Annotated in this window: 12 protein-coding genes and 1 pseudogene; 4 read left to right on the top strand and 9 right to left on the bottom strand. The window is 65.0% G+C overall.

Translation table 11 applies throughout. The features are described 5' to 3' along the window. The 4 genes from WAQ08_RS01025 to rpsL all read right to left on the bottom strand — a co-directional run. The coding region (locus tag WAQ08_RS01025) for a GTP-binding protein (protein ID WP_230411639.1) at positions 1-145 on the bottom strand (145 nt) is incomplete at its 3' end. Between the two features lie 312 nt (positions 146-457). Continuing rightward, positions 458-2,560, bottom strand: a complete 2,103-nt coding sequence (gene fusA / locus WAQ08_RS01030) for an elongation factor G (protein ID WP_422188785.1) — start codon at positions 2,558-2,560, stop codon at positions 458-460. 78 nt (positions 2,561-2,638) lie between these two features. Then, positions 2,639-3,109: a 30S ribosomal protein S7 gene (rpsG, locus tag WAQ08_RS01035; RefSeq protein ID WP_125245534.1), complete on the bottom strand. Its 471-nt coding sequence runs from the start codon at positions 3,107-3,109 to the stop codon at positions 2,639-2,641. 219 nt (positions 3,110-3,328) lie between these two features. Next, the gene (rpsL, locus tag WAQ08_RS01040) at positions 3,329-3,706 is read right to left on the bottom strand and encodes a 30S ribosomal protein S12 (RefSeq protein ID WP_422188786.1); all 378 of its coding nucleotides are present in this window, start codon (positions 3,704-3,706) and stop codon (positions 3,329-3,331) included. A 188-nt stretch (positions 3,707-3,894) separates the two neighbouring features. Here rpsL and WAQ08_RS01045 point away from each other — a divergent pair, with 188 nt between their 5' ends. After that, complete coding sequence (locus tag WAQ08_RS01045) at positions 3,895-4,281, top strand: DUF488 domain-containing protein (RefSeq protein ID WP_422188787.1); 387 nt, start codon at positions 3,895-3,897, stop codon at positions 4,279-4,281. Positions 4,282-4,409: 128 nt separating this feature from the next. On the opposite strand, the gene WAQ08_RS01050 is transcribed toward WAQ08_RS01045, so the two are convergent. Together WAQ08_RS01050 and WAQ08_RS01055 are read right to left on the bottom strand one after the other, a co-directional pair. Beyond that, on the bottom strand, positions 4,410-4,676 hold the full coding sequence (locus WAQ08_RS01050; RefSeq protein ID WP_422188788.1) for a hypothetical protein: 267 nt from the start codon (positions 4,674-4,676) through the stop codon (positions 4,410-4,412). A gap of 105 nt (positions 4,677-4,781) precedes the next feature. Then, positions 4,782-7,301 (bottom strand): DEAD/DEAH box helicase, encoded by a 2,520-nt coding sequence (locus WAQ08_RS01055; protein WP_422188789.1) that lies wholly within the window; start codon positions 7,299-7,301, stop codon positions 4,782-4,784. 164 nt (positions 7,302-7,465) lie between these two features. Here WAQ08_RS01055 and WAQ08_RS01060 point away from each other — a divergent pair, with 164 nt between their 5' ends. Genes WAQ08_RS01060 through WAQ08_RS01070 form a run of 3 tightly spaced genes read left to right on the top strand, consistent with a single transcriptional unit; the run spans position 7,466 to position 10,569 of the window. Continuing rightward, the gene (locus WAQ08_RS01060) at positions 7,466-8,692 is read left to right on the top strand and encodes an MFS transporter (RefSeq protein WP_422188790.1); all 1,227 of its coding nucleotides are present in this window, start codon (positions 7,466-7,468) and stop codon (positions 8,690-8,692) included. 36 nt (positions 8,693-8,728) lie between these two features. Further along, positions 8,729-9,070, top strand: coding sequence for a hypothetical protein (locus WAQ08_RS01065; protein WP_422188791.1), 342 nt, complete (start codon positions 8,729-8,731; stop codon positions 9,068-9,070). Beyond that, positions 9,067-10,569, top strand: coding sequence for an aminoacyl-histidine dipeptidase (locus WAQ08_RS01070; RefSeq protein ID WP_422188792.1), 1,503 nt, complete (start codon positions 9,067-9,069; stop codon positions 10,567-10,569). Before WAQ08_RS01065 ends, WAQ08_RS01070 begins: the two co-directional genes overlap by 4 nt. A gap of 41 nt (positions 10,570-10,610) precedes the next feature. Here the strand turns inward: WAQ08_RS01070 and WAQ08_RS01075 are convergent, their stop codons facing one another. From WAQ08_RS01075 to WAQ08_RS01085, 3 genes and pseudogenes are all read right to left on the bottom strand, one after another. Further along, positions 10,611-11,105 (bottom strand): hypothetical protein, encoded by a 495-nt coding sequence (locus WAQ08_RS01075; protein WP_422188793.1) that lies wholly within the window; start codon positions 11,103-11,105, stop codon positions 10,611-10,613. Beyond that, positions 11,102-12,247 carry an RES family NAD+ phosphorylase gene (locus WAQ08_RS01080; protein ID WP_422188794.1) on the bottom strand — a complete coding sequence of 382 codons (1,146 nt, stop codon included), beginning with the start codon at positions 12,245-12,247 and terminating at the stop codon, positions 11,102-11,104. Before WAQ08_RS01080 ends, WAQ08_RS01075 begins: the two co-directional genes overlap by 4 nt. 197 nt (positions 12,248-12,444) lie before the next feature. Then, a pseudogene (locus WAQ08_RS01085) lies at positions 12,445-14,922 on the bottom strand (DNA-directed RNA polymerase subunit beta'); the annotation flags it as partial.

Here is a 14,922-nt window from a genome sequence, read left to right on the forward strand (position 1 = left end):
GGTCGTAGGCCTTGGCTTCGCCGCCGAACTTCTTGGACAGCACGGTTGCGATGGCAGCCGTCAGGGTGGTCTTGCCGTGGTCAACGTGACCGATGGTGCCCACGTTCACGTGCGGCTTGGTCCGTTCGAATTTACCTTTTGCCATTTGTTTCTCCAACAAAAGAACAGTTGCCCATGCCTGTTTAAGGTCTCCAGCACTGGCTCGCCATGGGCAGCAAACCAACCACACCGACTTGATCGAGGTGGCGCCAAAGACCAGCTTTGATTTGGTTCCTCAATGAAGAGGAAGGGCCCGGATGCTACCACCCGGGCACGAGGCCATCAAGAAATGACCTCAAGCACACATCCCTTACGCAACACACCGCTCTTGATCAAGCAACAGCCAAGGATCCGGCTCCGCCGGTCCGATGGCTGTGCCCCCTTGAGGGGGCGCGCGAAGCGCGTAGGGGGTGGGCCCTTACTTGGCGCGAGCAGTGATGATCGCGTCAGCCACGTTCTTCGGGGCCTCAGAGTAGTGCTTGAACTCCATGGAGTACGTGGCACGACCTTGAGTGGCCGAACGCAGGCTGGTGGAGTAGCCGAACATTTCCGACAGAGGAACCTCTGCCTTGATGATCTTGCCGCCGCCGACCATGTCGTCCATGCCCTGCACCATGCCGCGACGCGAGGACAGGTCGCCCATCACGGTACCGGCGTAGTCTTCAGGCGTTTCCACTTCCACGGCCATCATCGGCTCGAGGATCACGGGCTGGGCCTTGCGGCAACCATCCTTGAAGCCCATCGAAGCGGCCATCTTGAACGCGTTTTCGTTCGAGTCCACATCGTGGTACGAACCGAAGGTCAGGGTGACCTTCACGTCCACCACGGGGTAGCCGGCCAGCACGCCGTTCGGCAGGGTGTCGATGACGCCCTTTTCCACCGCAGGGATGTACTCGCGAGGCACCACACCGCCCTTGATGGCGTCGACGAACTCGAAGCCCTTGCCGGGTTCTTGCGGCTCGACGGTCAGCACGACGTGACCGTACTGGCCCTTACCACCGGACTGGCGAACGAACTTGCCTTCGACGTCGGTGACCTTCTTGCGGATGGTCTCGCGGTAGGCAACCTGGGGCTTGCCCACGTTGGCTTCCACGCCGAATTCGCGCTTCATGCGGTCGACGATGATTTCCAGGTGCAGCTCGCCCATGCCGGCGATGATGGTCTGACCCGATTCTTCGTCGGTGCGCACGCGGAAGGAAGGATCTTCAGCGGCCAGGCGTTGCAGGGCGATGCCCATCTTTTCCTGGTCGGCCTTGGTCTTAGGCTCCACCGCCTGTGCGATCACGGGCTCAGGGAAGACCATCTTTTCCAGCGTGATGATGGCGTCCGGATCACACAGCGTTTCGCCGGTGGTCACGTCCTTCAGGCCCACGCAGGCGGCGATGTCGCCGGCCAGAATTTCCTTGATTTCCTCACGCTCGTTGGCGTGCATCTGCAGGATACGGCCGATACGTTCCTTCTTGCCCTTGATGGGGTTGTAGACGGAATCGCCGGAGTTCAGCACGCCCGAGTACACGCGCACGAAGGTCAGCTGACCGACATACGGGTCGGTCATCAGCTTGAAAGCCAGGGCCGAGAACTTCTCGGCGTCGTCGGCCTTGCGGGTGGTGGGCTGCTCGTCTTCGTCCGTGCCTTCGACCGGGGGGATGTCCACGGGCGAGGGCAGGTAGTCAATGACGGCGTCGAGCATGCGCTGCACGCCCTTGTTCTTGAAGGCGGTGCCGCACAGCATCGGCTGGATTTCGCAGGCGATGGTGCGCTGACGCAGGGCGCCCTTGATCTCTTCCTCGGTGAGGTCGCCCTCTTCCAAGTACTTGTTCATCAGCTCTTCGGTGGCTTCGGCAGCGGCCTCGACCATGCCTTCGCGCCACTTCTGGGCGTCAGCCTTGAGCTCTTCGGGGATGTCGCGGTAGTCGAACTTCATGCCCTGCGAAGCCTCATCCCAGAAGATGGCCTTCATCTTGAGCAGGTCGACCACGCCCTGGAAGTTGTCTTCGGCGCCGATGGGGATCACCACGGGCACGGGGTTGGCCTTCAGACGCAGTTTGAGCTGGTCGTAGACCTTGAAGAAGTTAGCGCCGGTGCGGTCCATCTTGTTGACGAACGACAGACGGGGCACGCCGTACTTGTTGGCCTGGCGCCAGACGGTTTCCGACTGGGGCTGCACGCCACCCACGGCGCAGTAGACCATGCAGGCGCCATCGAGCACGCGCATCGAGCGTTCGACTTCAATGGTGAAGTCCACGTGACCCGGGGTGTCGATGATGTTGAAGCGGTGCTCGGGGTAGGACATGTCCATGCCCTTCCAGAAGCAGGTCGTCGCGGCCGACGTGATGGTGATGCCGCGCTCTTGCTCCTGCTCCATCCAGTCCATGGTGGCGGCGCCTTCGTGCACTTCACCGATCTTGTGGTTCACACCGGTGTAGAACAGGATGCGCTCGGTCGTGGTGGTCTTGCCGGCGTCAATGTGAGCGGAGATGCCAATGTTGCGGTAACGCTCGATCGGGGTCTTGCGGGACATGGTGTGACTCCAATTGTCACGGCGCCGGGCCCTGGTGGAGCCCGGCGCCGCTGCAGGGGGTTCTGCAGGGGTGGTGGTTTAGAAGCGGAAGTGCGAGAAGGCCTTGTTGGCTTCGGCCATGCGGTGAACTTCGTCACGCTTCTTCATCGCGCCGCCACGGCCTTCGGAGGCCTCGAGCAGTTCGTTGGCCAGACGTTGGGCCATCGACTTCTCGGAACGCTTGCGCGACGATTCCTTCAGCCAACGCATGGCCAGGGCCATACGACGGGAGGGGCGAACTTCAACGGGAACCTGGTAGTTCGCGCCACCCACGCGGCGGGATTTCACTTCCACCACGGGCTTGACGTTGTTCAGAGCGATGTTGAAGATTTCCAGCGGATCCTTGCCGGCCTTCTTTTCGACTTGTTCCAGAGCGCCATAAATGATGCGCTCGGCCACAGCCTTCTTGCCGGATTCCATGATCACGTTCATGAACTTGGACAGGTCGACCGATCCGAACTTGGGATCGGGCAGGATTTCACGCTTGGGTACTTCGCGACGACGAGGCATTTCGATTCCTTTCAATGCTTCAGTTGATGCTGGCCTGGTTTTGCCCAGTCGCCTGCATCCGGAGCCTTATCAAAAAAAGACAAGCTGAAGACTCCACTTACTCGGCAGATCCCGGACCATCCGGTTCTACCGCCACCTCGGCCAACCTCATCAGCTTGGCGCCGTCTTGTGACGCGCCGATGATGACTGCGGCCGATTGATCCTGTTATCAGAAGGGGATCAGGCCTTCTTGGGGCGCTTGGCACCGTACTTGGAGCGCGCCTGCTTGCGGTCTTTCACGCCTTGCAGGTCCAGCGAGCCGCGGACGATGTGGTAACGCACACCGGGCAAGTCCTTGACACGACCGCCGCGAACCAGCACGACGCTGTGTTCTTGCAGGTTGTGGCCTTCACCGCCGATGTAGGAGATGACCTCGAAACCGTTGGTCAGGCGCACCTTGGCGACCTTACGCAGAGCGGAGTTAGGCTTCTTGGGCGTGGTGGTGTACACGCGGGTGCACACGCCACGGCGCTGCGGACAGTTTTCCATCGCAGGCGACTTGGACTTCGTGACCTCGACCTTGCGGCCTTGGCGCACGAGCTGATTGATCGTTGGCATTGGTTTGGTTCCCGTTGAAAAATCACTTGAAAATCAATCACTTGGGCGTATTTGAACGAACACGCCAAGCAGCTTGAAACAAGCACAAAACGGCCCTCGCCCGAACCAAGTGTTCAAAAGGCGAAAGCCGAAAAGCCTTCCATTGTAGGCTGAGGGCCCTGAACTGGCAAGTAAGTGAGGAAATCCACATGCCGATACGCATCGTTCGACTGGGCAGCGCACGCGGCCCGGATGAGGGCCTGAGGGTGGGCACGGTGCGCCGGCCGCCGCGCGGCGTGGCCAAGGAGCGCTTCAGCACCGATAACTGGTACGACGTCTGGTACCCGGACCTGGCGCCCAGCGTGGAGACCATGAAGCTGGGGCAGACGGCCGCGAGCGACAAGGATTGGGCGGCCTTCACCAAGGCCTACCGCAAGGAAATGGCGGAGCCCCAGGCCGCGCGCACGCTGGACCTGCTGGCGGCCTTGTCGCACACGGCGGCGATGTCGATGGGTTGCTACTGCGAGGAGGAATCGCGCTGCCACCGGAGCATCCTGCGGGCGCTGCTGGCGGAGCGGGGGGTCTCGGTGATCTGAAGGCCTGAAGGCACGGAGGGAAGCGCGCCCAGAAAGATCAAGCCGGGCACCGCACTCACGGACGGTCCCGGCTTCGGGGCCTTGGAACGTGCCGGCCAGCGATCAGGCGCCAGCGCGGCGGGCTGGGGTCAGCGGCCCAGCAGGCGGTCGATGCGGCCAGCGGCGCGCAGACCGGCCCAGGTGAACAGGGCCACCACGGCCACGGTGGCGGGCGTGGCCGACCACTGCGGCAGGAAGCTGGCGCCGACGGCGTCATACACGACGCCCACGCCCACTCCCAGACCCACCAGGAAGCCCAGCACGACACCCGTCTTTTCCAGCGTGACGGGACGCTCGCTGCCGGCGGTGTCTTGCGGCAGGGTCGACAGTTCGAAAGACGAGGATGCGTGAGCCATGATGAACCCCTTTCATTGGATGAGGCCCATTCTAAGCATAAACCCGGAGTTTTAGGTGGTAACCCCATGTTTCCAAAACAGGGCATTTCGCTGTTTTTGGGACACTCATTCAAGGGGTTCCAGCAGGCGGAACAGTTCAGCCTCGCTGAACTTGACGGCGCCCGGGCCGTCCTGCCTCAGCACGGCATCGGCCAGGGCGGCCTTGCGGGCCTGCAGCGCCAGGATGCGCTCCTCGATGCTGCCTTCGATCAGCACCTTGTAGACAAAGACGGGCTTGGTCTGGCCCAGGCGGTGGGCGCGGTCGGTGGCCTGCTGCTCCACGGCCGGGTTCCACCACGGGTCCATGTGGATGACGGTGTCGGCCGCCGTGAGGTTCAGGCCCACGCCGCCGGCCTTGAGGCTGGCCAGCAGCACCGGCGCCTGCAGGGCCTGGAAACGCGCGACGATGTCGCCCCGGGCGGCGGGCGGGGTCTCGCCAGTGAGAACGAGGTGCGGCAGCTTGATGTCATCCAGTTGCTGCTCGATCAGGGACAGCAGCTCGGTGAACTGCGAGAAGACGAGCACGCGCCGGCCTTCATCGACCAGGGTGGGCAGAGTGTCCTGCAGCCAAGCGAGCTTGGCGCGCTCCATGGTGCGCGGGATGCGGTGCCCCTTGAGCAGGCTTGGGTCGCAGCAGACCTGGCGCAGCTTGAGCAGGGCGTCGAGCACGCTGATGAGGGCGTTGCCGAAGCCCTGCTTGGCCAGCACGCGGCGCACCTGGTGGTCAGCAGCCATGCGCACGCTTTCGTACAGCTCGCGCTGGCGGCCCTCCAGGCGCACGCGACGGATGATCTCGGTGCGCGGCGGCAGCTCGGTGGCGACCTCATCTTTGCGGCGGCGCAGGATGAAGGGGCGCACGCGGTCGGCCAGCAGGCGGGCACGCAGGGTTTCGCCGTTGACCTCGATGGGGTCGCGCCACTGGCGCTTGAAGCTGCGCGCATCGCCCAGGAAGCCGGGCATCAGGAAATCGAACTGGGCCCAGAGTTCGCCCAGGTGGTTCTCCAGCGGGGTGCCGGTCATGCACAGGCGATGGCGGGCGCGCACGCGGCGCACGGCGTCGGCACTGCGGCTGGCGGCGTTCTTGACCGTCTGGGCTTCGTCGAGGATCAGCAGGTGGAAGGTGTGAGGCTGCAGTTGCTCGATGTCGCGCCAGAGCAAGGGGTAGGTCGTTAGGACAACGTCGTGCTGAGGCAACTCGGGCAGCTTGCCCGCGCGCTGGGGGCCGTGCAGGGTGAGCACGCGCAGGCTGGGCGCGACGCGGGCGGCCTCGGCCTGCCAGTTGGCGATCAGCGAGGTGGGCAGCACGACCAGCGCGGGCGTGCGCTGCAGGCGGCCGGCCTGCTGCTCGATCAGCAGATGGGCCAGCACCTGGGCCGTCTTGCCCAGGCCCATGTCGTCGGCCAGGATGCCGGCCAGGTGCTGCTCGCGCAGGTACTGCAGCCAGGCCACGCCTTGCAATTGATAAGGGCGCAGTTGCAGGCCCAGGCCGCTGGGCGCCGTCACCGCCTGCACGCCTTCGGTGGCACGCAGGCGCCGGGCCAGGTCCTGCAGGCCGGCATCGCCCTGGAGTTGCCAGATGCCCTGTGGGCCGGCGCGTGCCGTCTGGGTGTCCTGCAGGCTGGGGCGCAGGGCCTGCAGGCGCAAGCTGTCCCATTCGGACAGGCGCCAGGGGCCTTCGCGGCGGTTCGGGTCCAGCAGCAGGTCGAGCATGGCGGCCACCACGGCCTTGAGCGGCGCCGCGCGGGCGTCGATGCGCTTGCCGCCCGGGGCGCGCAGGGACACGATGGCTTCGTCGTCCAGGTTGGTGACGAACTCGACGCCCAGCCAGCGGCTGTCGCGGCGCACCAGATCAGCCACCATGGGCGCGAGGTCCAGCACCTGGCCTTCGACTTCCACACCCAGACTGAGCAGCCAGGAGCCTTCGCGGCGTGGCGCGAGCAGGGCCTTGAACCGGGCGCCCGCGGCGGGCAAGGGCCCGGTGGGCTCATGACCCTGGAGCTCGCCCGTGTCCGGCTGGACGATGGCGCGCCAGGCCGTGACCGGCACGCTGAGGTGCGCAAAGGCGGGCGCCACGACGATGCGCCAGCCCTGTGACTGCAGCAGGGGCGCCTGGTCGGCCCAGAAATCGCCGAAGCTGTCCTCCTGCACCAGGGACCAGGGCTGGGCCTGCTCGCCCAGCACCTGATCGGGCAGGTGCGGCTGACGCCACTGCAGGGTGTCGGCCGACAGGGGCCGCAGGCCGGTGGCGGTGATGGCGTCCAGCGCGTCGGCTTCGGCATCGGGATCACGGCGGAACAGGCAGGCCTGGCCCTGGGCATCGATGCCCTTGGTCTGCCCGGGCGCGCGCTGATGCCAGGCCGAGGTGGGCGCAGGGCCGGCCCACAGCTCGGTGCCGTCGCGCAGGTAGTGCCAGGTGACCAGGGCCACGGTGACCTGTCCGCCGCGCGGACCGAAGGCGCCCGACGGCCGCAGGCCCAGCAGGCCGTCACCGCGCGTGAGCGTGCGCAGCGTCAGGCGCGGCTGCAGGACGGGCTGCGCTGGCGCGGCATCGGGTGCGGCTTCGGGAGGAACAGGCGCGGTCGGCATGAAAGGTGCGTGAACCGGGAACGCGGACAGGGGCGAGCGCGCATCATGCCCCAAGCCCGTGCAAAGCCCCGCGCCCATCCGGCCAAGGGGTTTGCGTGACACTACCCGCGCGCCATGAGCGAGATCTTCGTCGGGGCGCCCTGCTTTACCCCGGAGAAGACCACGTGAGCCCCCACACCACCGCCACCCTGGCGGATGCCCCCCATCAATACAACGAACTGCCGGCCTGGCTGACCCTGCTGCTGGCCGGCGGCTGCGGCCTGATCGTGGCCAACCTGTACTACGCGCAGCCGCTGATCGGCCTGATCAGCGAAGGCACGGGCATCTCGCTGCGCCTGGCCGGCTGGATCGTGACGCTGTCGCAGATCGGCTATGGGCTGGGGCTGCTCTTCATCGTGCCGCTGGGCGATGTGCTGGAGAACCGCAAGCTGGTGGTGCGCTGCCTGATGGTTGCGGCGCTGGGCCTGCTGGCGGCGGGGCTGTCGACCTCGGCCGCGCCCTTTCTGGCCGCGATGGCGCTGGTGGGCGTGAGCTCGGTGGCCGCGCAGGTGCTGGTGCCCTATGGCGCCAGCATGGTGGCCGAGGCCGCGCGCGGGCGCACGGTGGGCAACATCATGAGCGGGCTGCTGCTGGGCATCATGCTGGCGCGGCCGGTGTCCAGCTTCGTGGCCAGCCACCTGGGCTGGCACGCGATCTTCCTGGGCTCGGCGGTGCTGATCGCGGCGCTGGCCGCCCTGCTCTCGCGCGCCATGCCCGAGCGCCAGCCGCCGCATGCGCACCGCTACGCCGAACTGCTGGGCTCGATGAAGGCGCTGATGCGCGATCACCCCGTGCTGCAGGTGCGGGCGCTGTGCCACGCAGGCCTGTTTGCGGCCTTCAGCCTGTTCTGGTCCACCGTGCCCCTGCTGCTGGCTTCACCAGCCTTCGGCTTCACGCAGAGCGGCATCGCGCTGTTCGCGCTGGTGGGCGTGGCCGGAGCCATCGCGGCGCCCATCGCCGGGCGCATGGCCGACAAGGGGCATGCACACGTGGGCAGCCTGGCGACCATGGCCATGGTCTCCTTGTCCTTCGCGTTCACGTGGCCGGCCACGCAGGGCTCGATGCTCACGCTGGGGCTGCTGGGCCTGGCCGCCATCGTGCTGGACATGGGCGTGTCGGCCAACCTGGTGCTGAGCCAGCGCGAGATCTACGCCCTGGCGCCCCACGCACGCGGCCGGCTCAACAGCCTGTTCATGGCCACGTTCTTCCTGGGCGGGGCGCTGGGCTCGGCCTGCGGGGTGTACGTGTACGCGCAGGGCGGCTGGCATGGCGTGGTGGTAATGGGCTCGGCCCTGGGCCTGGCCGCGCTGGCCGTGTTCCTGGCCGGGGCGCGGCGCATGGCGCGGGCCTGAATGCAGGCTCGGGGCCAGGCCGGCACAATGGGCACCATGTCCGACGAATACCAGATCGAGATCCCGCCCTCCTTCCAGGCGCTGTACGCCGATGCGCGCAAGCGCCTGACAGTGCCGCTGGCCGAACTGCGCGACCGCTACGAGCTGTGCGAGGACCTGGCCAACCACCTGACCGAGCACTGCCGCAACGTGCATGCCGAGGTGGGTGACATCCAGGTCGAGGTGCTGCGCCGCTGCCACCAAGGCCTGACCGGCCCGGACGCGGTGGTGAGCGATCCCGAGGCCGTGTGGGTGATCACGCGGCTGGCCGAACTGCTGTACTGGCCCATGGATTGGCAGCCACCAGCCCCCGACGAAGAGCCCCCTGAATCGACATGAGCACACCCGCCACCATCGACGAATCCTTCATCCAGGGCCTGACGCCTGCCGCCGTGTGGCGCCACTTCGCGGTGCTGTGCGCCATCCCACGCCCCTCCAAGCAGGAAGATGCCGTGCGTGAGCACCTGCGCCAGTGGGCCGAGGCCCGGGGCCTGAGCACCCAGGTCGATGCCACCGGCAACCTGCTGGTGCGCAAGCCGGCCCGACCAGGCCATGAACACGCGCCCGGCATCGTGCTGCAAGGGCACCTGGACATGGTCTGCCAGAAGAACAGCGGCTCAACGCACGACTTCACGCGTGATCCGATCCGGCCGGTGCGCCGTGACGACGGCTGGCTGCAGGCGCCGGACACCACGCTGGGTGCCGACAACGGCCTGGGCGTGGCCATGGCGCTGGCTGTGCTGGAAGACGACACCTTGGCGCACGGCCCCATCGAGGCACTGTTCACCATCGACGAAGAAGCCGGCATGGGCGGTGCGCACGGTCTGCAGCCCGGCGTGCTGCAAGGCCGCCTGATGTTGAACCTGGACACCGAAGAATGGGGCGAGTTCTATCTGGGCTGCGCTGGCGGTGCGGACGTGAACGTGGTGCGCCCTGGTCAACCCGAACCGCTGCCCGCAGGGCATGCCGTGCACCGCATCGCCCTGCGGGGCCTGCGTGGCGGCCACTCAGGCGTCAACATCCATGAAGAACGCGGCAACGCCATCAAGCTGCTGGTGCGCGTGCTGCAGTCACTGACGCAAGATCAGGCCGCATCCCTGCGCCTGTGTACACTGGACGGCGGCACCGCACGCAATGCCCTGCCCCGCGAGGCCTTCGCCACGGTGGCCGTGCCTGCAGGGTCAGGCGCCACGCTGCTCGCCCGGTTGAGCGAATGGCAGACGCTGCTGCAACGGGAACTGGGCGCAGTAGAGCCCGGACTTTCGCTGTCCATCGAAGAAGGCGCAGCCAGCAATACGCCCAATGACGTGCAAGTGCTCTCGGCAGCCGACCAGAGCGTGTGGCTGCATACCCTGCACGCGGCCCCGCACGGCGTGTACCGCATGAGCCAGAGCGTGCCCGGCGTGGTCGAGACCTCGAACAACCTGGGCATGGTCGAACTTGGGCCCACGGGCGGTTCGTGCAACTTCATGATCCGCTCGCTGCTGGACAACGGCGCCCAGGCCCTGGCCGATCAGATCGTGAGCCTGTGGGCCCTGTCGGGCACGGTGGCCGAGATCGCCGGGCACTACCCGGGCTGGACGCCCAACCCCGCCTCGCCGCTGCTGGCCACCTGCCAGCGCGTGTACCAGCGCGAGTTCAAGGAAGACTCGCACGTGCAGGTGATCCACGCCGGGCTGGAGTGCGGGATCATCGCGGCCAAGTACCCGGGCATGGACATCGTGTCCTTCGGGCCCACCATCCGCGGCGCACATGCCCCGGGTGAGTCGGTCGACATCGCGTCGGTGGAACGCGCATGGCATTTGCTGACGGCGATTCTGGCTGATCTGACCGTTTGAACTCTATTGTCAGAAAAAAGCCCCGTTCGCCTTTCGAAGCCTCAAGGCAGCATTACACCGCTGGAACTGCTCCAGCCATGGTGACGCAAGGCCTCATCAACTGCTTGCTGCTTCTGTGACAGTGACAAGCCCATCCAACGCCTGTAGGTGATAGGCGGCACATCTTTGTCCAGCGTTTGAACAGGGGCCACCGGTTCCCACGAAGCCATGCGCTGGCTTGCACACTGAGGGCATATGGGCTGCACGTCCAAGCCAAAGGCATGGCCCTGTCTGTCCGGATCACAAGCCACCTCGCCATAGATCTGCTGCAACGCGTGGGCCTGCAACCCGGCCTTCTTTGGCGCCGTCCTCGGATTTGCTGCGATCAGACTCCGGACCTCGGCATACACCGGGTCTATGAGTGCCAGCAAACGCGCCTCACTGGCAGCAACATGGCTACGAACCAGGAAGTCGCCATACCCATCCTCTGGCGTATCAAAGGCCGTGAACACGCTCCCGCACTCTGCGCAGGTGAACGAGAAAAGTTGAAGTTTCATGGCACCACAGGAGTCACGAAGACAGGTTTGAGGATCTGGCTGAAATCATCGAGCACGGCATTATTGACCCCGCCGGCCGAGCGCTCCGAATAGAAGCGAATGACATTGAAGCCCTGTTCTTGCGCCTTGATACCGATGGACTGAGTGGCCGGAGTAATCGGACCACCCTTATATCCCCAGGCTGCCGCAACATCCGGCTTGGTCAGGTCCAACACTTTCACCGCATCGGGATTCAGTTCGTAGCGAATCCCCTGGGTGGCCTTGGCCCCGTGGTGTGCCAATTCGTCCAAGGTGGTGCCCGGCGGCTCCGCCACATAAAAGGCTTTTCCGAAGCGACTTTTGGGGTTGAGAAACGCAGTGTCCACGCCCTTGAGCACCCCATGAGTTGCTGCTTCACTGGTGGTCGCATGCCAGACTGACTTAGGCTCTGCGGCTTTCGCCACTGGCGCAGCAGATGGTGAGGCAGCCACAGGCTTGCTTGAGCGAGCCGCAGAATCGTACTTGCCAAACAGCTTCTGCCCGCCGCCCGAACCACCTCCCGCAGTAGCGGGTTGCCTCACCTTCACCATGGCCTTCTTGAGGAGAATGGCCACCACAACATCCACACCCACGATGGCAATGGCTTTGGACAGATGCTTTCCGGCCGCCATCAGATCGGCCTCGCTTTTCGCCGCTACCACGCCCATGGCGAACGACTGCAGTTCCTTCATCACCTGGACGGCTTCATACCCGAGTGCTACCACGCCCAGGCCAACCATCCCGATATCCACCACCCAGCCAACGGGGGTAGCGTGCGCGCCGATCCATATGGCCAGAGCCCCCGCCATGATGGCCAGGTTGGTCGCAGACATCAGCTCAGCTGCCTTGGCCTGCATTTCAGGACCGAGCGATGAGGCTGCCGAGCGCAGAGCAATGCCCAGCTTGTCGGTATTACTCAGGCGCTGAAACTTGGCGTAGGCGCTTTGCCCGTCATCCACTCGGGTGCGCTGACCAGGCAAGCCAACAACACGCGACCAATCTGACAAGGGCGACAACCCAGGCCGACGACATACAAGTGGTTCATTGGAAGAACCTATAGGCACCACGCTATTGAACTGTGCCTGCGTGCCCAAGCGCCAGTCGATGAAGCTCTCGCCGCCCATGAAGGCCACTCATCCTGAGTGTTTGTTGATCATGAACAGCGAGTGCTCTCGTGGCCCGCTTGAAGTTCGGATCGCTTAGCACCGGCCGCAAGTTGGAGCGCACAAAAGAAAAAGGCGCCAAGGCCCGAAAGCCTTGGCGCCTTTGTCGCATCGCCCGATGAACTCAGGCGACACGAGGCGATTGCCTCACCGGCCGCTTATTCAGCAGCCGTGGGTGCAGCACCACCTTCGGCAGCCGGAGCCGCCGTGGCATCGTCACCGTCATCATCACCCAGGGCAGCGAGCTCGAGCGCAGCGCGCTCCTGGGCTTCCTGCATGGCGATGGCGCGGCGCTCGGTCTCGTCCATGTCCTCCTTGGCGCGGCGGGCCTGGTGGTAGGCCAGACCGGTACCGGCGGGGATCAGGCGACCCACGATGACGTTTTCCTTCAGGCCACGCAGCTCGTCGCGCTTGCCCATGATGGCAGCCTCGGTGAGCACGCGGGTCGTTTCCTGGAAGGAAGCGGCCGAGATGAAGGAGTCGGTCGACAACGAGGCCTTGGTGATACCGAGCAGCACATCGCTGTACGTCGCGGTGATCTTGCCTTCGGCGCGCAGCTTGTCGTTGGTGTCCAGCAGCTCCGAACGCTCGACCTGCTCGTTCGAGATGTAGCTCGAATCGCCCGGGTTGACGATCTGCACGCGGCGCAGCATCTGGCGAACGATCACCTGGATGTGCTTGTCGTTGATCTTCACGCCCTGCAGACGGTACACGTCCTGCACTTCGTCGACGATGTAGCGGGCCAGCTCTTCGATACCCAGCAGACGCAGGATGTCTTGAGGATCGGCCGCGCCGTCGACGATCAGTTCACCACGGTTGACCACCTGGCCTTCGTGCACCAGGATGTTCTTTTCCTTGGGAACCAGCTCTTCCCAGACCTTGCCTTCCGGATCGGTGATCTGCAGGCGAACCTTGCCCTTCGTTTCCTTGCCGAAGGACACCGTACCGGTGATCTCGGCCAGCGCGCCCTTGTCCTTGGGCGAACGGGCTTCGAACAGCTCGGCCACACGCGGCAGACCGCCGGTGATGTCACGGGTCTTCTGACCTTCGATAGGAATACGGGCCAGCACTTCACCCGGGGCCAGATCCTGGCCGTCGCGCACCTGGATCAGGGCGCCCACCTGGAAGCCGATGGTCACCGAGTGGTCGGTGCCAGGGATCTTCACTTCGGCGCCGGACGCGTCCAGCAGCTTGACCTGCGGGCGCACCACCTTGGCGGCGCCACGGCGCTTCGGATCGATCACGACCAGGGTCGACAGACCGGTCACTTCGTCCACCTGCTTGGCCACGGTCACGCCTTCTTCGACGTTCTCGAACTTGGCCTTACCGGCGAACTCGGTGATGATCGGACGGGTCAGCGGATCCCAGGTGGCCAGCACCAGGCCGGCCTTGACCTGCTGGTCGGCCTTCACGTTCAGCAGGGCACCGTACGGCACCTTGTGACGCTCACGCTCGCGGCCGTGCTGGTCGGAGATGATGATTTCGCCGGAACGGGAAATCACCACCAGCTCGCCCTTGCCATTGGTCACGTAGCGCATCGTGGCGTTGAAGCCGATGATGCCGTCCGACTTGGCGTCCACGCTCGAAGCGATGGCAGCGCGCGACGCGGCACCACCGATGTGGAAGGTACGCATCGTCAGCTGCGTGCCGGGTTCACCGATCGACTGCGCGGCGATCACGCCGACAGCTTCACCGGCGTTCACCAGGCCACCGCGGCCCAGGTCACGGCCGTAGCACTTGGCGCACAGGCCGAAGCGCGTGCCGCAGGTCAGCGGCGTACGCACCTTGACCTCGTCGACGCCAGCGGCTTCGAACAGGTCCAGGATGTCTTCGTCCAGCATCACGCCGGCGTTGGTGATGACCTGCTGGGTCTCGGGGTGCAGCACATCGATGGCAGCCACGCGACCGAGGATACGGTCACGCAGCGATTCGATGACTTCACCACCTTCGACCAGTGCGCGGGTGTTGATGCCCTGGTCGGTGCCGCAGTCGATGGTGGTGACCACCAGATCCTGCGTCACGTCCACCAGACGGCGGGTCAGGTAACCCGAGTTCGCGGTCTTCAGCGCCGTATCCGCCAGGCCCTTACGGGCACCGTGGGTGGAGATGAAGTACTGCAGCACGTTCAGGCCTTCACGGAAGTTCGCCGTGATGGGCGTCTCGATGATCGAGCCGTCAGGCTTGGCCATCAGACCGCGCATGCCGGAGAGCTGACGGATCTGGGCGGCAGAGCCGCGGGCACCGGAGTCGGCCATCATGTAGATGGAGTTGAAAGACTCCTGGTCCACTTCGCTGCCGTGGCGATCGATCACCTTCTGCTTGGCCAGCTGGCTCATCATGACCTTGCCGACTTCGTCGCCGGTCTTGCCCCAGATGTCCACGACCTTGTTGTAGCGCTCGCCAGCGGTCACCAGACCGGAGACGTACTGCTGTTCGATCTCCTTGACTTCCTTCTCGGCACGCTCGATCAGGCCCGGCTTTTCCTTCGGGACCAGCATATCGTCCACAGCGATGGAGATGCCGGCGCGCGTGGCCAGACGGAAGCCGTTTTGCAGCAGCTTGTCGGCCAGCACCACGGTTTCCTTCAGACCGCACTTGCGGAACGAGGTGTTGATCAGTCGCGAGATTTCCTTCTT

Origin of the sequence: Aquabacterium sp., assembly GCF_049274795.1 — a bacterium.
GTDB lineage: Bacteria > Pseudomonadota > Gammaproteobacteria > Burkholderiales > Burkholderiaceae_C > Aquabacterium.

Coding starts and splice junctions, on each gene's coding strand:
- WAQ08_RS01055 (WP_422188789.1), bottom strand. CDS start 7,301: ATGCCGACCGCGCCTGTTCCTCCCGAAGCCGCACCCGATGCCGCGCCA.
- rpsG (WP_125245534.1), bottom strand. CDS start 3,109: ATGCCTCGTCGTCGCGAAGTACCCAAGCGTGAAATCCTGCCCGATCCC.
- WAQ08_RS01075 (WP_422188793.1), bottom strand. CDS start 11,105: ATGAAACTTCAACTTTTCTCGTTCACCTGCGCAGAGTGCGGGAGCGTG.
- WAQ08_RS01045 (WP_422188787.1), top strand. CDS start 3,895: ATGCCGATACGCATCGTTCGACTGGGCAGCGCACGCGGCCCGGATGAG.
- WAQ08_RS01070 (WP_422188792.1), top strand. CDS start 9,067: ATGAGCACACCCGCCACCATCGACGAATCCTTCATCCAGGGCCTGACG.
- rpsL (WP_422188786.1), bottom strand. CDS start 3,706: ATGCCAACGATCAATCAGCTCGTGCGCCAAGGCCGCAAGGTCGAGGTC.
- WAQ08_RS01065 (WP_422188791.1), top strand. CDS start 8,729: ATGTCCGACGAATACCAGATCGAGATCCCGCCCTCCTTCCAGGCGCTG.
- WAQ08_RS01050 (WP_422188788.1), bottom strand. CDS start 4,676: ATGGCTCACGCATCCTCGTCTTTCGAACTGTCGACCCTGCCGCAAGAC.
- fusA (WP_422188785.1), bottom strand. CDS start 2,560: ATGTCCCGCAAGACCCCGATCGAGCGTTACCGCAACATTGGCATCTCC.
- WAQ08_RS01080 (WP_422188794.1), bottom strand. CDS start 12,247: ATGGGCGGCGAGAGCTTCATCGACTGGCGCTTGGGCACGCAGGCACAG.